Below are 19,329 nucleotides of genomic sequence, written 5' to 3' on the forward strand. Positions count from 1 at the left end.
CCGCATGCAGATGATCGTCGTGATGAAGTTGACCGAACCGAGGATCGTGCCGAAGCCCGAGAAGGCCAGACCCATGATCCACATGTCCGCGCCGACGCCCGGCGAACGCACCGCGTCCGACAGCGGCGAGTACGCGAACCAGCCGAAGTCCGCCGCACCCTGCGGGGTGAGGAAGCCGGCCACCGCGATCAGCGAGCCGAAGAGGTAGAGCCAGTAGGCGAACATGTTCAGCCGCGGGAACGCCACGTCGGGCGCGCCGATCTGCAGCGGCATGATCCAGTTCGCGAAACCGGCGAACAGCGGCGTCGCGAACATCAGCAGCATGATCGTGCCGTGCATCGTGAACGCCTGGTTGAACTGCTCGTTCGACATGATCTGCGTGCCGGGACGGGCCAGCTCGGCGCGCATGAGCAGCGCCATCAGTCCGCCGACGCAGAAGAACGCGAACGACGTGACCAGGTACATCGTGCCGATCGTCTTGTGGTCAGTGGTCGTCAGCCAGTTCACCACAGCGATGCCGGGTTGCTTCTTGCGTACGGGCGGTGCTGCCGGAGCCGTATCGGCGGCGGCACCCTGAGGTTCGTTGAGGATGCTCACTGGTTCTTGGTCTCCGCATTCCTGGCGTGATCCGTCTGCTTGATGCCCGACGGCAGGTATCCGGTCTGGCCCTTCTTCGCCAGGTCCTTCAGGTGCTCCCGGTACCGCTCGGGGGAGACGACCTTGACGTTGAAGAGCATCCGGGAGTGGTCGACACCGCAAAGCTCGGCGCACTTGCCCATGAAGGTGCCCTCCTTGTTGGGGGTCACCTCGAAGACGTTGGTGTGGCCCGGGATGACGTCCTGCTTCATCAGGAAGGGCACCACCCAGAAGGAGTGGATGACGTCACGAGAGGTCAGCACGAACTGGACCGTCTCACCCTTGGGCAGCCACAGGGTCGGGCCCGGGTTGCCGGTCTGCGGGTTGCGCTCACCCGGGACGCCCGAGTCGTAGACGCCGTCGGCACCGGCCGGAGCGCCCTTCTTCCACTTGTCCGGGATCGCGGACAGTTCACTGGAGTTGATGTTCGAGGTCGACTTGTCGCCGTCCACGTCCTCCAGGTAGTTGAACGCCCAGCTCCACTGGAAGCCCACCACATTGACGATGTGGTCCGGCTTCTTCGAAGTCTTGAGGATTGCGCTCTCGTCACGCGCGGTGAAGTAGAAAAGCACCGCGATGATGATGAACGGGACGATCGTGTACAACGCCTCGATCGGCATGTTGTACCGCGTCTGCGCGGGGACCTCCACCTTGGTCCTGCTACGGCGGTGGAAGATCACGCTCCAGATGATCAGGCCCCAGACCAGCACGCCCGTTGCGAGGGCGGCGGCCCAGGAGCCCTGCCAAAGAGAGAGGATCCGCGGCGCCTCGTCGGTGACGGGCGTTGGCATACCGAGGCGGGGAAAGTCCTTATATGTGCAACCAGTAGCGGTCGCCAGGACCAGGCCCGCAGCAAGCACCTGCGGCAGCTTCCGCCGCATCGGGCGCCGCGACGAGCGGTCGGAGCCGTTGGGACTCACGTAGCGCCTTCCCGAGAGTCTCGCCCGCGAGACCGGCTGCGGCCGTCTCGCTGGTCGGTCGCCGGCCCTGGCACGGGCAGGGGTTTGGATGTTTATGCGGACCAAACCCTACTGGACGCTATTTGGGGTCGCGCGGGGAGGGTGCCCAACGCGCCGCGGCGCACCCCTAAGGGGTGGTCAGGGCTCCCGGGAGGCGCCCGACGACCCCCCGAATACCCGCTTCCACCAGGCATCTGACGCCGTGCCCGGCACTGCTCGGGCGCCGCTGTCCGGGCGCGTGCCCACCCGCCGGCCGGAGCCCGGAGCCCCCTGGCGCCGCACGGTGGGGCCGAGGGGCGCCCCCGGCGTCGGGCCGGAGGACTAACGTCTCGTACGTGCCCTATTTCGACGCGGCGTCGGCCGCCCCTCTGCATCCCGTCGCCCGCGAGGCCCTGCTCGCCTCGCTCGACGAAGGCTGGGCCGACCCGGCCCGCCTCTACCGGGAGGGGCGGCGCGCCCGGCTGCTGCTGGACGCCGCGCGGGAGGCGGCGGCCGAGGCCGTGGGCTGCCGCCCGGACGAATTGGTTTTCACCCCTTCGGGGACGCAGGCGGTGCACTCGGGAGTCTCCGGCGCGCTGGCGGCCCGCCGGCGCGTCGGCCGCCGGCTGCTGCACTCGGCCGTGGAGCACTCCTCCGTCCTGCATGCCGCCGAGGTCCACGAGGCGGCCGGCGGCAGTCGCGGGGAGCTGGCCGTGGACCGTATGGGCCGGGTGGCGGCCGACGAGGTCGCCGCCGCGCTCGGGCCGGACACCGCGCTGGTCTGCCTCCAGTCCGCCAACCACGAGGTGGGAACCGAACAGCCGGTCGAAGAGGTGGCCGTGCTCTGCCAGGAGGCGGAGGTCCCCCTCCTGGTGGACGCCGCGCAGTCGCTGCCGTGGGGGCCGGTGCCCGGTGCCTGGTCGCTGCTGACCGCGAGCGCCCACAAGTGGGGCGGCCCGCCCGGTGTGGGGCTGCTCGCCGTCCGCAAGGGGACCCGGTTCGCACCCCAGGGGCCGCGGGACGAGCGGGAGTCGGGCCGCAGTGCGGGGTTTGAGAACATCCCCGCGGTCGTCGCCGCCGCGGCGTCCCTGCGTGCGCTGCGGGCGGGCCCGGAGACGGGGGACGAAGCGGCGCGGCTGCGGCGGCTGGTGGACCGGATCCGGACACGGGTGCCGGAGCTGGTCCCGGACGTGGAGGTGGTCGGCGATCCGGCGCACCGCCTCCCCCATCTCGTCACCTTCTCCTGTCTCTATGTCGACGGAGAGGCGCTGCTGCACGAGCTCGACCGGGCCGGCTTCTCGGTGTCGTCCGGGTCGTCGTGTACGTCCAGCACCCTGACGCCGAGCCATGTGCTGCGCGCGATGGGCGTGCTGTCCGAGGGGAATGTGCGGGTCTCGCTGCCGTACGGCACGGCCGAGGCGGAGGTGGAGCGCTTCCTGGAGGTGCTGCCACAGGTGGTGCACTCGGTGCGGGAGCGGCTGGGGGTCCCGGCGACGGAGGCCGGAACCGCACCGGCAGCGGGAGTCGGGGCCGCCCCGGCGACGGCGGACGAGGCGCCGCGCCCCACCCGGGCACCGGCCACCCCGGAGGCCGGGGAATCCGCGGGCGGATCCGCCGGGTCCGGCGGCCTGGTCGTCGACTCGCTGGGCAAGCGCTGCCCGATCCCGGTCATCGAGCTGGCGAAGGTGATCAACGACGTACCGGTCGGCGGGACGGTGACGGTGCTCTCCGACGACGAGGCCGCCCGGCAGGACATCCCCGCCTGGTGCGCCATGCGGGACCAGGAGTACGTGGGCGAGCGGGCGGCCGAGCGCGGCGCCGCGTATGTGGTGCGGCGCCGCGCCTGACGGGGCCGGTCAGGCCAGGTGCTGCTGGACCTCGGCCGCGGCCTCGTGGCCGTAGGCCTTGGTGAAGCGGTCCATGAAGTGGCTGCGGTGCAGCTCGTACTCCTGGGTGCCGACGGTCTCGATGACCAGCGTCGCCAGCATGCAGCCGATCTGTGCGGCGCGCTCCAGGCCGACGCCCCAGGCCAGGCCGGACAGGAAGCCGGCGCGGAAGGCGTCGCCGACGCCGGTGGGGTCGGCCTTGGCGTTCTCCTCCGGGACCCCGACCTCGATGGCCGGCTCGCCGACCCGCTCGATGCGGACACCGCTGGCGCCGAGGGTGGTGACGCGGGTGCCGACCTTGGCGAGGATCTCGTCGTCGGTCCAGCCGGTCTTGGACTCGATGAGGCCCTTCTCGTACTCGTTGGAGAAGAGGTAGGCGGCATCCTCCAGGAGGGTGCGGATGGCGTCGCCGTCCATCCGGGCGATCTGCTGGGAGAAGTCGGCGCCGAAGGGGATACCGCGGCTGCGGCACTCCTCGGTGTGCCGGATCATCGCCTCGGGGTCGTCCGCGCCGATCAGTACGAGGTCCAGACCGCCGACCCGCTCGGAGACGAACTGCAGCTCGATCAGCCGGGCCTCGCTCATCGCGCCCGTGTAGAAGGACCCGATCTGGTTGTGGTCGGCGTCCGTGGTGCACACGAAGCGCGCGGTGTGCAGGACCTCGGAGATGCGTACGGAGCGGGTGTCGACGCCGTGGCGGTCGAGCCAGGCGCGGTACTCCTCGAAGTCGTTGCCGGCGGCACCGACCAGGATCGGCGCGGTGCCGAGCTGGCCCATGCCGAAGCAGATGTTGGCGGCGACGCCGCCGCGACGGACATCGAGCTGGTCGACCAGGAACGAAAGGGAGACCGTATGCAGTTGGTCGGCGACCAACTGCTCGGCGAAACGGCCGGGGAAGGTCATCAGGTGGTCGGTGGCGATGGATCCGGTGACTGCGATACGCACGACGGGTCTGCTCCTGCGGAAGGCGTAGGGGCGGGCGGACGTGTAGCAACGCTACCCGCAGGGGTCGCGCGCCACCCGGTCATCCCGGACACTTGGAATGGCTGAAACTACCCAATAGTAGGTCTTTCTCCTCGCTACATGGCTGCGTACGGTGCCCCTATGACCAAGCCTGTGAAAGCCGTCACACCGCGCGAGGGTGTCTCACCCACCGCGCAGGACCCCGAATCGCTTGACGAGCTGCGCGGCGACTGTGCACGGATGTCCGGTCGCTGGAAGGCCGGGCGGCGGTCCGCGCCGGCGACGGGGCGCGCCGCAGATCTGCACGGCGTCGAGGTCCCCGCCACCTCTGCCGCACTCGTGGACGGAATGTCCGAGTACGGCGACTGACCGGCCGCTCGGCGGGAACCGTATACGCCCCCGCTCCGTCTCATCGGCGTCCACCTCACGGAGGATGGACGTCAGATGTTCAGCGGAGCCGAAGGAGCGATGCGGTGAACACCGAGGACACCACCGACACCCCGAACCCCAAGGAGCGCAGGCGGCGCACCCCCGTGGTGGTCGCCTCGATGGCCGCGGCGGTAGTTCTCGCCGGGGGCGGCGCGGCGTACTGGGTCTCGTCCGCCTCCAGCGGCGAGGGCTCCGGTCCGGGGTCCGCGACCAAGGGCGCCCCGCCGCCATTGGCGCTCGACGGCTACACCGGCGGCGGCTCGATCGCTGCCGGTGAGCCCAACCCGCAGGGTGCGAAGTACCGGGCGGTGAAGAAGCTCCCCGGCGGTCCGGCGTCCGCGCCGGTGTACCGCCCCAAGGGCGAGATAAGCCGCGAGTCGGTGGAACGGCTCGCGAAGGCACTGGATGTGTCCGGAAAGGTCCGCTCGGAGGGCACCTCCTGGAAGGTCGGCGGGCCGACGCGGGATGCCCGTGGCCCCGTCCTCCAGGTGAACAAGTCCGGCTCGGGCGCCTGGACGTACTCGCAGTACGGCACGCCGGGCGGCACGAACTGTGCGCTGCCCGCCTCCCCCAAGGGCGGGAAGGGCCAGGACCAGGCCGACGGCGCGGCGCCGTCGGGCCGGCCCGGCTGTCCTTCGTACCGCGGCGGCGGGGACATCACGACCGAGGACGACAGCAGCGGCAAGGGCGCGGTGTCGCCGGAGAAGGCCGAGCAGGCGGTGCGGCCGGCGCTGAAGGCGCTCGGCCAGGAGAGCGCCAAGCTCGATGCGAGCGGACTGTCCGGCGCGGTGCGGATCGTCAGCGCGAGTCCGGTGCTCGGCGGGCTGCCGACGTACGGCTGGCAGAGCGATCTGCAGGTCGGCTCGGACGGTCAGGTGGTCGGCGGCAGCGGCCAGTTGGCGAACCCGGTCAAGGGCGCGGACTATCCGGTGCTGGGCGCCGACAAGACGCTGGACCGGCTGAATTCGGGCGAGGGCCGCAAGCCGGCCGGCTGCCCCTCGACGCCCGGCCACAAGGGCGGCAAGGGCGACGGGATCGCGCCGTGCGAGCCGGCGCCGACGAAGGCGCAGCAGCCGGCCGAGGTGACCGGTGCGGTCTTCGGGCTCTCGGTGCAGTACGTGGACGGCGGCCAGACGCTGGTGCCGTCGTGGCTGTACAAGGTGCGCCAGCCGGGCGCCGGCAGCGGCCCGGACGCCACCTCGACGATCGCGCACCCGGCGGTGAACCCGAAGTATCTGGCCCACCGGGACGACGGCGGCGCGTCGCAGAGCCCGGGGAAGCCGTCGCAGAAGCCGTCCGGGAAGCCCGGGGCGATGGCCCTGGAGTCGTACGCCGTGGGCGACGGCGGCAAGAAGCTGACGGTGCACTTCTGGGGCGGCGTGTGCAGCGTCTACTCGGTGAGCGCCGAGGAGTCCGGCACGACCGTGAAGACCAAGGTCGTCGGCAAGGACAAGAAGCCGGGCCAGGTCTGCGTGAAGATCGCCAAGGAGTTCACCAAGACCGTGACGCTGCAGAAGCCGCTGGACGGCCGGAAGGTGGTCGATGTGTCGACCGGTGAGTCCGTGCCCAAGCGGTGACCGGACGCGGTGGGGGCCCGGCGGCACACGGACCACCGCGGTCGGCCTCACGCAGACGCGAAAACGAAAGGCGGCGCTCCCCCGTTCGGGGGGGCGCCGCCTTTCGTTCGTGCTGCCCGTGCTCCTTAACTGAAGGAGTCGCCGCAGGCGCAGGAGCCGGTGGCGTTCGGGTTGTCGATGGTGAAGCCCTGCTTCTCGATCGTGTCGACGAAGTCGATGGAGGCACCGCCCAGGTAGGGGGCGCTCATCCGGTCGGTGACGACCTTGACACCGTCGAAGTCCTTGACGACATCGCCGTCGAGCGAACGCTCGTCGAAGAAGAGCTGGTAGCGCAGACCGGAGCAGCCGCCGGGCTGAACGGCCACCCGCAGCGCGAGGTCGTCCCGGCCTTCTTGCTCCAGCAGGCTCTTGACCTTCGACGCGGCCGCGTCGGACACGATGATGCCGTCGCTGACGGTGGTCTCGTCCTGAACGCTCATCTACATCTCTCCCGGGTTGTACGGACCGCTTGTCATCGGTTGCAACCAGCTGCAACCGGAGACGTCCCGGATTAATTCCGGCTGGGTGCGCAATTTACCGAGAAGCCTTTCCGGACGCTGCCGGAGGCAGCCTCTCGCCTCGTTCTCTCCTCATGCTCGCACATCGGCGGCCGGGAACAGGTGGCCGACCACACACGGCGGGTGCTGATGCGTCACATCGACACAATGGCCGTCGTCAAAGTGACGTGAAGCAGCTATCATAGATAGCGTCAAATAGACGAAAAGGCTCCCGGTGCACGCACCGGCTCCACTGGTGCGGCTGCGCCGCGCTCATTCGAAGAAAAGAGAGGGTGCGTGTTGTGACCACCGCCCAGCCCCTGGACGTCCAGCCGACCCCGCTGGCCCTGCTCCTGCTCGGCCGTGAGGCCGACCCCAAGAGCGAGCGCGGTGTGGAGTGCCCCGGCGATCTGCCGGCTCCGTCGGACCCCGACCTCGTCGAGCGGGCCCGCGCGGCCAAGGCGAAGCTCGGGGACAAGGTCTTCGTCCTCGGGCACCACTACCAGCGCGACGAGGTCATCGAGTTCGCCGATGTGACCGGCGACTCCTTCAAGCTCGCGCGGGACGCCGCCGCCCGGCCGGACGCCGAGTACATCGTCTTCTGCGGTGTGCACTTCATGGCGGAGTCCGCGGACATCCTCACCGGCGACGACCAGCAGGTCATCCTCCCCGACCTGGCCGCCGGCTGCTCGATGGCCGATATGGCCACCGCCGAGCAGGTCGCCGAGTGCTGGGACGTCCTGACCGAGGCCGGTATCGCCGAGCAGGTCGTCCCCGTCTCGTACATGAACTCCTCGGCCGACATCAAGGCCTTCACCGGCAAGCACGGTGGCACGATCTGCACCTCCTCCAACGCCCAGCGGGCGCTGGACTGGGCCTTCGAGCAGGTGGACCCCGCGACGGGCAAGGTGCTCTTCCTGCCCGACCAGCACCTGGGCCGCAACACCGCCGTCCGCGACATGGGCCTGTCGCTGGACGACTGCGTGGTCTACAACCCGCACAAGCCGAACGGCGGCCTGACCGCCGAGGAGCTGCGGGCCGCCAGGATGATCCTGTGGCGCGGCCACTGCTCGGTGCACGGCCGCTTCTCCCTGGAGTCGGTGAACGACGTGCGGGAGCGCATTCCGGGTGTCAACGTCCTCGTCCACCCCGAGTGCAAGCACGAGGTCGTGGCGGCGGCGGATTACGTCGGCTCGACGGAGTACATCATCAAGGCGCTGGAGGCCGCCCCGCGCGGCTCGAAGTGGGCCATCGGCACCGAACTGAACCTGGTCCGCCGGCTGGCCAACCGCTTCGCCGCGGAGGACAAGGAGATCGTCTTCCTCGACAAGACGGTCTGCTTCTGCTCGACGATGAACCGCATCGACCTCCCGCACCTGGTGTGGACGCTGGAGTCGCTCGCCGCCGGCAAGGTCGTCAACCGCATCCAGGTCGACAACGAGACCGAGAGCTTCGCGAAGCTGGCGCTGGAGCGGATGCTGGCGCTGCCGTAGGCCCCGCAGGCAGGCGGCCGGCAGCACGACGGGCGACGGCCGCCTGCCCCGGAGCGGGGGCGGCGGCCGGTCGGCCCGACGTGACCCGGAGGTCTACTTGGCGGCCTCCAGGGTCCAGCGGACCTTGTCGGTGTCCTTGATCGCGGTCGCGCAGGGCCCGGTCGTGATCTTCTTCTCGTTCACGTACGCGTTCCATTTCTTCTTGCTGTCCGCGACATCACCATGGATGTCGGTGACGACGAAGTCCTTTTTGGCAGCGTCCCAGTACGCCCGCACCCCGCCGAGGCCGTATTGCTCCTGGGCGTCGACCAGGGCGGTGAGCGGGGTGGGATCGGTGCCGTTGGCCGCGCAGTAGAAGCCGCCGAAGACGGTGCGCGCGGCCGTTCTGACGATGCCCACACTGCCGGTGTAGGCCCCGCCCGTGACGCCCACCCGGACGCCGACGACGGGTCCGGCGGCGGCAGGCGGAGCGGCCGCGAGGGCCAGCGCGAGGGCCAGCCCGGCGGCGGTTACGGGGGCGGCCCAGCGGGCCGGGACACACAGCACCGATGCTCACCTCTCGTCGATTCCGTACGCACGGTCACCTTCGCATCACCCACCGCGACCGGCGAGCGGTGCACCCCCGAACGTGCACCGGCCCGCCGCGCGGCCCCCGGGCGCCGGTCCTCACCGGCCGGGCCGGCAACGGCAGGGCCCCGGCAGCACGATGCCCCCGCAGGCTTGCGGGGGCATCGTTCGCGTCAGCTCATCGTCGGCGTCAGACGCCCGCCGGCTCCGGTGCGCGGTCGGTCTCCTCGGCCTGCGGGCCGGCCTTACCGGCCCGCTTCGCGGCCTTCTTCTTCGCCCGGCGCTCCTTGCGGAGCTCGATCATCGCGTAGAGCGTCGGAACGAGGAGGAGGGTGAGCAGGGTGGAGGTGATCAGACCGCCGATCACGACCACGGCGAGCGGCTGGGAGATGAAGCCGCCGTCGCCGGTGATGGACAGCGCCATCGGGAGCAGCGCCATGATCGTGGCCAGCGCCGTCATCAGGATGGGGCGCAGCCGGTGGCGGCCGCCCTCGATGACCGCCTCGACGACGCCGTAACCCTGCGACCGGTACTGGTTGATCAGGTCGATCAGCACGATGGCGTTGGTGACCACGATGCCGATCAGCATCAGCATGCCGATCATCGCCGGGACGCCCAGCGGGGTGCCGGTGGCGACCAGCAGGCCGATCGCGCCGGTCGCCGCGAAGGGGATCGAGACGAGCAGGATCAGCGGCTGGATCAGGGAACGGAAGGTGCCGACCAGGAGCATGAAGACGATGGCGATGGCCGCCAGCATCGCCAGGCCCAGCGAGGAGAACGCATCGGTCTGGTCCTGGGAGACGCCGCCGATCTCGGCGGTGGCACCCTCGGGCAGCTTCAGGGCGTTGATCTTGCTCTGCAGCGTGGCGCTGACCGCGCCGGTGTTGTCGCCGGTCGGCTTGGCGGTGATGGTCGCCGAACGGGCCCCGTCGATCCGGGTCATCTGGACCGGGCCGGGGACGGTCCGCACGGTGGCGAGCGTGCTGAGCTTGGCCGGGCCCGCCGGGGTCGGGATCGCCAGGTTCTTCAACTCGGCCACGGTCGTGGCCGGGTGGGCCGACTTGATCACGATGTCGCGCTCGGTGTCGTCCAGGACGGCCTTGCCGCTGGTGGTACCGCGGACCGCCTGGGCGACCGCGCCCCCGAGGGTGGTCTGGTTGTAACCGGCCGCGGCCGCCTTGTCGTTGGGCTTCACGGAGATCCGCGGCACGCTCTGGGCGAGGTCGCTCTGGACGTCGGTGACGTCGTCGAGGCCGGCGACGGCCTTACGGACCTGCTCGCCGGCCTTCTTCAGGACGTCGCCGTCGGCTGCCTTCACGACCACGCTCAGGTCCTGGCTGCCGAAGCCGCCGCCCGCGGTGACGGTGGTGTCGCCGATGGACGGGCCGAGCTTGTCGAGACCGGCGCGCAGGTCGTCGGTGACCTTGCCGGAGTCCGCGGCGTCCTTCAGCTTGAGCTGGTAGGAGGCCTGGTTGGCGCCGGTGCCGCCGCCGAAGGCCGCCATGAAGCCGGAGGAGCCGACGGTGACCTGGTAGTCGGCGATGTCGTCGTCGGCCGCGAGCAGCTTCTCGACCTTCTTGGCCTGCTTGTCGGCCGCGCCCAGGCTGGTGCCGGGCTTGAGTTCCTGCTTGACGGTGAGGGTGTCCTGGTCGCCCTGGTCGAAGAAGTTGGTCTTCAGGAGCGGGCCCATGCCGAAGGTGCCGAGGAGGATGACGACGGCGATGACCACGCTGGTGATCCGTCGGCGGGTCGCGAACCGCAGGACGGGGACGTAGAGGCGCTGCAGCGGGCTCGCGGTCTCCTTCTCCTCGGCCGCGCGGCGCAGGTCGTCCGGTGTGGTGCCCTCGGGGATCTCGGGGGCGCGCAGGAACCAGAACGAGAGGACCGGTACGACCGTCAGGGAGACGATCAGGGAGGACAGGAGGGCGACGGTGACCGTCAGCGAGAAGGAGCCGAAGAGCGCGCCCACCATGCCGCCGACCACGCCGATCGGCAGGAAGACCGCGACCGTGGTGAGGGTGGAGGAGGTGATCGCTCCGGAGACCTCCTTGACCGCGGAGAGGATGGCCTCGCGGCGCTCCTCGCCGTAGCCCAGGTGCCGCTTGATGTTCTCCAGGACGACGATGGAGTCGTCGACGACGCGGCCGATCGCGATGGTCAGGGCGCCGAGGGTGAGCATGTTCAGGGAGAGGTCCCCGGTCCACAGCACGATCAGGGTGATGACGACCGAGAGCGGGATGGAGACCGCGGTGACCAGCGTCGAGCGCAGGCTGAGCAGGAAGACGAGGATGACGATGACCGCCATGGCGAGGCCGAGCAGGCCCTCGGTGGTCAGCGACTCTATCGACTTGGAGACCGCCGGGCCCTGGTCGGAGGCGACCGTGACGTCGGTGCCCTTGCCCAGGTCCTGACGGATCTTGGTCAGCTTGTCCTTGACCGCGTCGGAGATCGCGACCGCGCTGCCGTCCTGGTCCATCGTCACCCGGACGGCGAGGCTGGGCTTGCCGTCGGTGCGGGTGATCGCGGTCGGGGTGGCCGACTCCTCCTTGACGGTGGCGACATCGCCGAGCCGGACCGGCCCGGCCGGCCGGCTGGCGCTCGCACCCGAACCCGCACCCGCACCGGAGTCACCGGCTGCCGGGGACGGCGCGATCGACAGGTCCCTGATCTGCTTCACGGCGGTGAAACCCGCGCCGACCTGGACGGTCTTGCTCTGCCCGCCCTCGGCGAACGAACCGGCGGGCACCGACGTACCGCCGGCCTCCAGCGCCTGGCCGAGCGCCTGGGAGGTCAGCCCGGCGGCGGCGAGCTTCTTGTCGTCGGGGGTGACCGCGACGATCCGGTCCTGGACGCCGTCCACCGTGACCTGGCTGACGCCGTCGATGTTCTTCAGGTCCGGCACGACGCTGCGGTTCAGCTGGTCGGCCAGTGTCTGCTGGTCCTTGTCCTGGGAGGAGACGGCGAGGACGACGGTGGGGATGTCGTCCGTCGAGCCGGCCACCACCTGCGGGTCGACGTCCTTGGGCAGCTTCGCGCGGGCCCGGTTCACGGCCTGCTGGACATCGGCGACCAGGCGCTTGGAGTCATTGCCGTAGTCGAACTGCGCCATGATGACGCCCGAGCCCTCGCTCGACGTCGAGGTGACGCTCTTGATGCCGTCGACCGCCCGGACACCGTCCTCCAGCGGCTCGATCACCTGCTTCTCGACGACATCGGGGGAGGCGCCCTGATACGGCGCCAGCACGGACACCATCGGGAGTTCGATGGACGGCAGGAGCTGCTGCTTGAGCTGCGGGATCGCGATGGCGCCGAAGGCGATCGCCACGATCGACATCAGCGCTATCAGGCCCCGTTGTACGAGGCTGAGTCGGGACAGCCAGGACATGGGTGGGGTCTCTCTTCTGTTCTGAAACGGTCGGCGGGACCTTTTCCGGGCCCACTTACACCTTCCGCCATGCCCTGGCCGGTTTTCCTCGCTCGCAGGTCGGTTTCCGGCCGGTGCCCGTACCGCGTTGGGAGTACGGGATGCTCCACCCTCACTGCACCCGTGGGCGTACGAGTCCCGACTCGTAGGCGATGACCACCAGCTGGGACCGGTCGCGGGCGCCCAGCTTGGCCATCGCGCGGTTCACATGCGTCTTGACGGTGAGCGGGCTGACCGCGAGCTGCTCGGCGATCTCGTCGTTGGACAGCCCGCCGGCCACCAGGGTCAGCACCTCACGCTCGCGGCCGGTCAGCGTCGCCAGCCGCTCGGCGCCCCGGCCGCCGGGCCCGCCGTCCCCCGTACTGCCGCCCTGCGCAAGGAACTTGGCGATCAGGCCCTTGGTCGCGACCGGCGACAGCAGCGCCTCCCCGGCCGCCGCGACCCGGATCGCGCCCAGCATCTCGTCCGGCTCGGCGCCCTTGCCGAGGAAGCCGCTGGCCCCGTTCCGCAGCGACTGCACCACATAGTCGTCGACCTCGAAGGTCGTCAGGATGACCACCCGGACATCGGTGAGCTCCGGGTCCTCGGTGATCATGCGGGTGGCCGCCAGGCCGTCCACACCGGGCATCCGGATGTCCATCAGCACGACATCGGGACGCTCCGCGCGGGTCAGCTCGTACGCCTGGGCGCCGTCGGAGGCCTCCCCCACCACCCGCATGTCCGGTTCCGAGTCGACCAGCACCCGGAAGGCGCTGCGCAGCAGTGCCTGGTCGTCGGCGAGCAGCACCTTGATCGTCATATCGACTCCCCCGTACGGACGGTCTGCAGCGGAAGGGTGACCCGCACCTGGAAGCCGCCGGCCGCGCGCGGGCCGGTCACCACCGTGCCGCGCAGGGCGAAGACCCGCTCGCGCATCCCGATCAGGCCATGGCCGCCGCCGCTGTCCTCCGGCTCGCCTGGCCCGCCCGGCTCGACGGGCGGCCGGTCGCCGCCCTTCTGCCGCGGAATGCCGGCCCGGCCCGCGCCGTCGTCCAGGACGGTCACGGTCAGCGCGGTGTCGGAGTGCAGGATCCGCACCGTGGCGCGGGCCCCCTCGCCGGCGTGCTTGTGGACGTTGGTCAGCGCTTCCTGGACCACGCGGTAGGCGGTGAGGTCGACGGAGGCGGGCAGCGGCCGGGGCGTGTGCGGGATCTCCAGATCGACGGGGATCCCGGCGCGGATGAACCCGTCGACGAGCTGGTCGAGGACGCCGAGGCCCGGCGCGGGCTCGGTCGGCGCCTTGGGGTCGTCGGACTGCCGCAACAGACCGACGGTGGCGCGGAGTTCCTCCAGCGCCGAGCGGGACGCCTCGCGGACGTGCGCCAGCGCCTGCTTGGCCTGGTCGGGACGGTTGTCCATGACGTGCGAGGCGACGCCGGCCTGGACGTTGACCAGGGCGATGTGGTGGGCGACGACATCGTGCAGCTCACGGGCGATCCGCAGGCGCTCCTCGGCGACCCGCCGCCGGGCCTCCTCCTCGCGGGTGCGCTCGGCGCGTTCGGCGCGCTCACGGATGGCGTCCACGAAGGCGCGGCGGCTGCGGACCGCGTCGCCGGCGGCCGCGGCCATGCCCGTCCAGGCGAAGATGCCGAGGTTCTCCTGCGCGTACCAGGGACGGGGGCCGTAGAGCATCGCGGCGGCGGTCAGGACGACGACGGTCAGCGCGCCGATCCGCCAGGTGGTGGGCCGGTCGGTGCGCGAGGCCAGGCTGTAGAGGGCGATCACCGCGGAGGCGGCCACCGGTGCGCGCGGGTCGCTGGAGCGGGCGAGCAGCTCGACGATGGTGCACGAGCCGGTGACGGCCAGGACCGTACGGGGCAGCCGGCGGCGCAGGACCAGGGCGGCGCAGGCCAGCGCGGCCAGCACCACGGTCGTGGCGGAGAGGTGGTGAGCGCCGAACCGCGGTCCGTGCGGTCCGTGCGGGTCGGCTACCGCGCCGCACAGGATGCACGCGAAGACGGCCACCGCCAGGAGGGCGTCGAAGGCGAGCGGATGCGTCCGGTGCCACTGGAAGCGGCCGGCGCGGGGCGCGTCCGGGCGGGGGTCGAGGAGGCTCACAAGAGCAAACGGTAGCGCCCCGGCCCCCCAAGGGGCCGGGGCGCTGTGCGCTGGAGTGGAGTGACCGGACCGGGCCGCCCGGGACTCAGCCCGGGATGAGGCCGTCGTCGCTGAGCATCTCCCGGACCTCGTCGAGGGACGCCTCCGGAGACGGCAGGATGAGTTCGGACGGTTCGAGGGCATCGTCGGGGAGCGGTGTACCGAGCCGGCGCACCGCGTCCAGCAGGGCACCGAGGGTGCGCTGGAAACCTGCTGCATCGCCGCTCTCCATCTCGGCGAGCAGCTCATCGTCCAGCTTGTTGAGCTCGGCGAAGTGGGCATCGTCCAGCTTCACCTGGCCCTCCCCCATGATCCGTACGATCACGACGGTCTCCCTTGGTCCGGTCCGACGATCCCTGCGAGGCTATCCGCCCCCGACCGTCACTGCTTGTCGAAACGCGGCCGGTCCTGCTGCGGCGCGGACTGGCCCTCGCCGTTCTGGCCGCTCTCGATGGCCTGCTGGTCGGCCGACGAACCGCCCGCGAGCTCGGCCTTCATCCGCTGCAGCTCCAGCTCGACATCGCTGCCACCGGAGAGCCGGTCCAGCTCGGCGGTGATGTCGTCCTTGGCCATACCGGTCGGGTCGTCCAGCGCGCCGGAGGCCATCAGCTCGTCGAGGGCACCGGCCCTGGCCTGCAGCTGCGCGGTCTTGTCCTCCGCGCGCTGGATGGCCATACCGACGTCGCCCATCTCCTCGGAGATGCCGGAGAAGGCCTCGCCGATCCGGGTCTGCGCCTGGGCGGCCGTGTACGTGGCCTTGATCGTCTCCTTCTTCGTACGGAAGGCGTCGACCTTGGCCTGCAGCCGCTGCGCGGCGAGCGTGAGCTTCTCCTCCTCGCCCTGCAGCGTCTGGTGCTGCGTCTCCAGGTCGGTGACCTGCTGCTGCAGCGCGCTGCGCCGGCTCAGCGCCTCGCGGGCCAGGTCCTCGCGGCCGAGCGCCAGCGCCTTGCGGCCCTGGTCCTCCAGCTTGGCGGACTGACCCTGGAGCTGGTTGAGCTGAAGCTCCAGACGCTTGCGGGAGGTCGCCACGTCGGCGACTCCGCGGCGTACCTTCTGAAGCAGCTCCAGCTGCTTCTGGTACGAGTAGTCGAGGGTCTCGCGCGGGTCTTCGGCCCGGTCCAGGGCCTTGTTGGCCTTCGCGCGGAAGATCATCCCCATCCGCTTCATGACACCATCGCTCATGGGCCTCGCGCGCCCCCTTCTGACCGAGTCACCTCGGGCTTAGGCTCCAGCACATCTACAGACCCCACAGTACGGGCCCTGGTTCCATTACCGCACTGTTCGCGCCCTGATGCGCTCCTCCTCCAGGACGATCGGGAGCTCATCCTCTCCCGCGCAAGGAGTAGGGAGAGTCCGGACAAGCGGCACGATGTCTGCTCTGTCCTATAAGGGCATGGGTTCCGGCCTGGTCGGGCGCCGGTTGCCGCGGACGCCGTTGCCGGATCGTGCCCCGTCGGACCCTGGCTCACCCGCGGCGAGCACGTACCCTTGGGTTTTGTGTTCCGAAGCCGTTCGAAGGATGAGCAGGCCGCGACCGCCAAGGTGACCGCGGACCAGCCCCAGCAGCCCCGCGATCCGCAGGCCCCCAAGGGCCGCCCGACGCCCAAACGCAGCGCTGCGCAGTCGCAGCGCCGCTCCCGTGCGCATACGCCGACCAACCGCAAGGACGCGACGAAGGCCCAGCGTGAGGCCCGCCGTGTCGACATGGCCCGCCAGCGCGAGGCGATGGCCAGCGGCGACGAGCGGTATCTGCCGGTGCGCGACAAGGGACCCGTGCGCCGGTTCGCACGGGACTTCGTCGACTCCCGCTGGTGTGTCGCCGAATTCTTCCTGCCGATGGCCGTGGTGATCCTGGTGCTCACCATGATCCGGGTGCCGTCGATCCAGAGCATCGCGCTGCTGCTGTGGCTCGTGATCATCGTGCTGATCGTGCTCGACTCGGTCCTGATCTGGGTCCGTCTGGGCAAGCGGCTGCAGGAGCGCTTCCCGAACGAGAACCTCAAGGGCGTGAAGCCGTACGCGGTGATGCGGACGCTGCAGATGCGGCGGCTGCGGCTGCCGAAGCCGCAGGTGAAGCGGGGCCAGCGGCCCTAGGTCGGTCGCAGTGGTGGCCGGGGCGTCCGGTGCCGCCGCCCGGCCCTCGCCGTCGTGGTCGCACCGCGGCGGGATGGAGTTTTGACTGCTGGGCCGGGTCCGTACGGACCCGGCCCAGCAGTCGTCAGGGGTTCGGCCCCAGGGCGGTCAGCGCCGGCTCAGGCCTCGGCGTCCGCGTGCAGGCTCATCGGGCCCGCATAGATTTCGGTGCTGTCCTCGAAGAGCCTGACCTGGTCGACGCCGCCCTCGAGGAGGGCCTTCCACTCCTCGCCGATCCAGGACTCCGCGTCGCCCTGCGTCGTGAACTCCTCCGGTTGCACGGCCGGCGCCGTCTCCGAACCGTCGGCCTTCTCGAACCGCCACGTCCACGCCATGTGCGCCTCCTGGATCCCACCGAGTACGAATCTGTGCCACCGCGGGGCGCGTCCTGACGCACTCCGCCGTGCCGTGCTTCCGTGCTGATCGGCAGCCTAACGGCCGTGTCGAGTCCGCCCCCGCCGCGCCCGCCCGGCGCGGACGCGAGAAACTCGGCGGTGTGGATGTGACTCTCCTCGGCACCGGGGCCCCACAGGGGCTGCCGCGCCCCGGCTGCCCGTGTGCCGCCTGTGCGACCGCCGTCGGCGACGAGGCGCGGGCGGCGACCGCGCTGCTCGTCGACGGCGCGCTGATGATCGATCTGACACCGGGCCCGGCCTTTGCCGCCGCCCGTGCCGGGCAGTCGCTGGCGGGCGTGCGGCAGGTGCTGCTCTCGCATCCGCACGACGGTCCGGTGATGGAGGTACCCGCCGGGCTGCCGCAGCCGGGCCGGGTCGCGGACGGGCGGGAGCTGGCGCTGCTCGACGGGCACCGGGTGCGCGCCATCGCGGTGGACATCCCGGGTACCGGCTATGAGATCTCCGGCGCCGACGGCGAACGGCTGCTGTACCTGCCGCCGGGCGCGGCGCCGGCCGGGCTGGGCGACGGGAACGGCCGGTCGGCGGGCGGCGGATACGAGGGCATGGGCGGCACCGGTCCGTACGACCTGGTGCTGCTCGACGTACTGGAGCGGCCCGATGCGCTGGCCAGGCTACGGGCGAGCGGCGCGGTCGACGCGGCGACGGATGTGGTCGCGGTGCACATCGACCACGGCGTGCCGCCGGGGCCCGAACTGCATCGCAGGCTGGCGGCCGTGGGGGCCCGCGCGGTGGCGGACGGCAGCACGCTGATCGTCGGCGAGTTCCACGCGGTGCCGGATCTGCCGCGGCGGACCCTGGTGCTGGGCGGGGCGCGCAGCGGGAAATCGGTGGAGGCGGAGCGGCGGCTCGCGGCCTTCCCCGGCGTGGTGTACGTGGCCACCGGGGGCACCCGGGACGGCGACCAGGACTGGGCGCAGCGGGTCTCGCTGCACCGCGAGCGGCGGCCCAGCAGCTGGCGCACCGTCGAGACCTGCGATCTGGTGCCGCTGCTGGCGGCGAGCGGGCCCGGCGCGGACCCCGGCACCGGCCGCCCGGCCGAGGCGTCGCCGCTGCTCATCGACTGTCTGGCGCTGTGGCTGACGCATGTCATGGACGAGGTCGGGGCGTGGGACGACGCGACCTGGGAGGCCGGTGGCCGCAAGGCGCTGCGGGAGCGCACCGATGCGCTGGTGGCGGCGGTACGGGAGACGCACCGGCAGGTGGTGGCGGTGAGCAACGAGGTCGGTTCCGGCGTCGTCCCGGCGAGCGCGGCGGGCCGTCGGTTCCGTGACGAACTGGGGCGGCTGAACGCGGCGTTCGGCGCGGAGTGCGAGCAGGTGCTGCTGGTGGTCGCGGGCCAGGCGCTTGCGCTGCGTGGATGACGGACGGCCGGTGGGGCCCGTGTCCGCTTGCCCGGGGGCGCGGCGCCGGGTGCTCTTGACCCGTGACCGAATCCGAGCGGACCGAATCCGAAGCGCCGGCCGGGTGGAGAGCGGGGGCCGCCCGGGAGCCGGGAGGGCGCTTGCGGCGTTTCGACGCGGCCGTACGCGCCTATCTGCAACGGCATCCGGAGGCGACGGTGGTCGCGCTCGGCGAGGGGCTCGGCACCGGGTTCTGGCGGCTGGACAACGGGCGGCTCACCTGGCTGACGGTGGTGCCGCCGGAGACCGCGGCGGTACGCCGGATGCTGCTTCCGGACGGCGCGCGGCGGCGTACCGTCGCCCGCGCGGTGACCGATCACGGCTGGCTGGACGCGGTGCGCGAGCCGTGGCGCGGGGTCATCGTCACGGCGCCCGGGGTGCTGATGCGGCTGCCGCCGGCCGCGGTGCACGCACTGCTGGCGGCGTGTGCGGAGCGGTTTCCCGGTGGTGTGCTGGTCTTTGACGCGCTGCCACGGCGGGCGGCCGCGCTGGTCCGGCTGGCCTCCGGAGCGGGCGGCCGGTGGCCGGTTCCGGTGCGCTGGGGGCTGGAGCGTGCCCAACTGCCGCGGCTGGCCGGTGCCCACCCGGGCATCGCCGCGGTGCGTGAACTCGGCCCGGCGCCGGCTTCGCCGGAACGTCCGGTGACGGGCGGCCTGCCGGCCCGGCTGGTGTGGCCGGTACGCCGCGTCCCGGTGCTGCGCGCACTGACGCCGCTGGTGTGCGAGGTCCGGTTCGCACCGGCCCGATCCCCCCGGCGCGCCTCGTCAGCGGTGAGTTGACGGTAATCTGCGCCCA

The 19,329-nt window shown here is 71.2% G+C and carries 18 protein-coding genes; 7 read left to right on the forward strand and 11 right to left on the reverse strand.

What is annotated here, in order from left to right:
• On the reverse strand, window positions 1-597 hold a 597-nt coding region (locus ACGFWI_RS34550), incomplete at its 3' end, for a cbb3-type cytochrome c oxidase subunit I (protein ID WP_393910005.1).
• On the reverse strand, window positions 594-1,556 hold the full coding sequence (gene coxB, locus ACGFWI_RS34555; protein ID WP_393910006.1) for a cytochrome c oxidase subunit II: 963 nt from the start codon (window positions 1,554-1,556) through the stop codon (window positions 594-596). The genes ACGFWI_RS34550 and coxB, both read right to left, overlap by 4 nt.
• Window positions 1,557-1,930: 374 nt before the next feature.
• Here coxB and ACGFWI_RS34560 point away from each other — a divergent pair, with 374 nt between their 5' ends.
• Window positions 1,931-3,421, forward strand: a complete 1,491-nt coding sequence (locus ACGFWI_RS34560) for a cysteine desulfurase/sulfurtransferase TusA family protein (RefSeq protein WP_393910007.1) — start codon at window positions 1,931-1,933, stop codon at window positions 3,419-3,421.
• A gap of 9 nt (window positions 3,422-3,430) precedes the next feature.
• Here ACGFWI_RS34560 and ACGFWI_RS34565 read toward each other — a convergent pair whose 3' ends face one another.
• A complete protein-coding gene (locus ACGFWI_RS34565) occupies window positions 3,431-4,405 on the reverse strand; it encodes a carbohydrate kinase family protein (protein WP_393910008.1) in 975 nt (324 codons plus the stop codon).
• Window positions 4,406-4,564: 159 nt separating this feature from the next.
• Between ACGFWI_RS34565 and ACGFWI_RS34570 the strand changes: the two genes are divergently transcribed.
• Complete coding sequence (locus ACGFWI_RS34570; protein ID WP_393910009.1) at window positions 4,565-4,792, forward strand: hypothetical protein; 228 nt, start codon at window positions 4,565-4,567, stop codon at window positions 4,790-4,792.
• Between the two features lie 104 nt (window positions 4,793-4,896).
• A complete protein-coding gene (locus tag ACGFWI_RS34575; RefSeq protein ID WP_393910010.1) occupies window positions 4,897-6,429 on the forward strand; it encodes a hypothetical protein in 1,533 nt (510 codons plus the stop codon).
• 125 nt (window positions 6,430-6,554) lie between these two features.
• Here ACGFWI_RS34575 and ACGFWI_RS34580 read toward each other — a convergent pair whose 3' ends face one another.
• The gene (locus ACGFWI_RS34580; RefSeq protein WP_393910011.1) at window positions 6,555-6,908 is read right to left on the reverse strand and encodes a HesB/IscA family protein; all 354 of its coding nucleotides are present in this window, start codon (window positions 6,906-6,908) and stop codon (window positions 6,555-6,557) included.
• Between the two features lie 350 nt (window positions 6,909-7,258).
• Between ACGFWI_RS34580 and nadA the strand changes: the two genes are divergently transcribed.
• Window positions 7,259-8,458, forward strand: a complete 1,200-nt coding sequence (gene nadA, locus ACGFWI_RS34585; protein ID WP_393910012.1) for a quinolinate synthase NadA — start codon at window positions 7,259-7,261, stop codon at window positions 8,456-8,458.
• 93 nt (window positions 8,459-8,551) lie between these two features.
• On the opposite strand, the gene ACGFWI_RS34590 is transcribed toward nadA, so the two are convergent.
• The 6 genes from ACGFWI_RS34590 to ACGFWI_RS34615 all read right to left on the reverse strand — a co-directional run bounded on the left by ACGFWI_RS34590 (window position 8,552) and on the right by ACGFWI_RS34615 (window position 15,767).
• On the reverse strand, window positions 8,552-9,004 hold the full coding sequence (locus ACGFWI_RS34590; protein ID WP_393910013.1) for a hypothetical protein: 453 nt from the start codon (window positions 9,002-9,004) through the stop codon (window positions 8,552-8,554).
• A 211-nt stretch (window positions 9,005-9,215) separates the two neighbouring features.
• A complete protein-coding gene (locus ACGFWI_RS34595) occupies window positions 9,216-12,410 on the reverse strand; it encodes an efflux RND transporter permease subunit (protein ID WP_393910014.1) in 3,195 nt (1,064 codons plus the stop codon).
• 151 nt (window positions 12,411-12,561) lie between these two features.
• Window positions 12,562-13,248: a response regulator gene (locus tag ACGFWI_RS34600; protein WP_393910015.1), complete on the reverse strand. Its 687-nt coding sequence runs from the start codon at window positions 13,246-13,248 to the stop codon at window positions 12,562-12,564.
• Window positions 13,245-14,546, reverse strand: a complete 1,302-nt coding sequence (locus tag ACGFWI_RS34605; RefSeq protein ID WP_393910016.1) for a sensor histidine kinase — start codon at window positions 14,544-14,546, stop codon at window positions 13,245-13,247. The genes ACGFWI_RS34600 and ACGFWI_RS34605 overlap by 4 nt, the downstream gene beginning before the upstream one ends.
• 85 nt (window positions 14,547-14,631) lie before the next feature.
• Window positions 14,632-14,910 (reverse strand): hypothetical protein, encoded by a 279-nt coding sequence (locus tag ACGFWI_RS34610; RefSeq protein WP_393910017.1) that lies wholly within the window; start codon window positions 14,908-14,910, stop codon window positions 14,632-14,634.
• A 56-nt stretch (window positions 14,911-14,966) separates the two neighbouring features.
• On the reverse strand, window positions 14,967-15,767 hold the full coding sequence (locus ACGFWI_RS34615) for a PspA/IM30 family protein (RefSeq protein WP_393910018.1): 801 nt from the start codon (window positions 15,765-15,767) through the stop codon (window positions 14,967-14,969).
• A gap of 315 nt (window positions 15,768-16,082) precedes the next feature.
• On the opposite strand from ACGFWI_RS34615, the gene ACGFWI_RS34620 reads away from it, so the two are divergent.
• A complete protein-coding gene (locus ACGFWI_RS34620) occupies window positions 16,083-16,679 on the forward strand; it encodes a DUF3043 domain-containing protein (protein ID WP_393910019.1) in 597 nt (198 codons plus the stop codon).
• Window positions 16,680-16,837: 158 nt separating this feature from the next.
• Here the strand turns inward: ACGFWI_RS34620 and ACGFWI_RS34625 are convergent, their stop codons facing one another.
• Window positions 16,838-17,053, reverse strand: coding sequence for a hypothetical protein (locus tag ACGFWI_RS34625; RefSeq protein ID WP_393910020.1), 216 nt, complete (start codon window positions 17,051-17,053; stop codon window positions 16,838-16,840).
• Window positions 17,054-17,214: 161 nt separating this feature from the next.
• On the opposite strand from ACGFWI_RS34625, the gene ACGFWI_RS34630 reads away from it, so the two are divergent.
• Together ACGFWI_RS34630 and ACGFWI_RS34635 are read left to right on the forward strand one after the other, a co-directional pair.
• Complete coding sequence (locus ACGFWI_RS34630; RefSeq protein WP_393910021.1) at window positions 17,215-18,495, forward strand: bifunctional adenosylcobinamide kinase/adenosylcobinamide-phosphate guanylyltransferase; 1,281 nt, start codon at window positions 17,215-17,217, stop codon at window positions 18,493-18,495.
• Window positions 18,496-18,635: 140 nt separating this feature from the next.
• Window positions 18,636-19,313, forward strand: a complete 678-nt coding sequence (locus tag ACGFWI_RS34635) for a class I SAM-dependent methyltransferase (protein WP_393910022.1) — start codon at window positions 18,636-18,638, stop codon at window positions 19,311-19,313.
• Window positions 19,314-19,329: the final 16 nt, after the last annotated feature.

This window comes from Streptomyces sp. NPDC048434 (assembly GCF_043200375.1).
GTDB lineage: Bacteria > Actinomycetota > Actinomycetes > Streptomycetales > Streptomycetaceae > Streptomyces.

What these genes read in the sequence shown, in the direction of transcription:
- ACGFWI_RS34625 (WP_393910020.1), bottom strand. Translation starts at nt 17,053, where the DNA reads ATGGCGTGGACGTGGCGGTTCGAGAAGGCCGACGGTTCGGAGACGGCG.
- ACGFWI_RS34570 (WP_393910009.1), top strand. Translation starts at nt 4,565, where the DNA reads ATGACCAAGCCTGTGAAAGCCGTCACACCGCGCGAGGGTGTCTCACCC.
- ACGFWI_RS34615 (WP_393910018.1), bottom strand. Translation starts at nt 15,767, where the DNA reads ATGAGCGATGGTGTCATGAAGCGGATGGGGATGATCTTCCGCGCGAAG.
- ACGFWI_RS34600 (WP_393910015.1), bottom strand. Translation starts at nt 13,248, where the DNA reads ATGACGATCAAGGTGCTGCTCGCCGACGACCAGGCACTGCTGCGCAGC.
- ACGFWI_RS34580 (WP_393910011.1), bottom strand. Translation starts at nt 6,908, where the DNA reads ATGAGCGTTCAGGACGAGACCACCGTCAGCGACGGCATCATCGTGTCC.
- ACGFWI_RS34595 (WP_393910014.1), bottom strand. Translation starts at nt 12,410, where the DNA reads ATGTCCTGGCTGTCCCGACTCAGCCTCGTACAACGGGGCCTGATAGCG.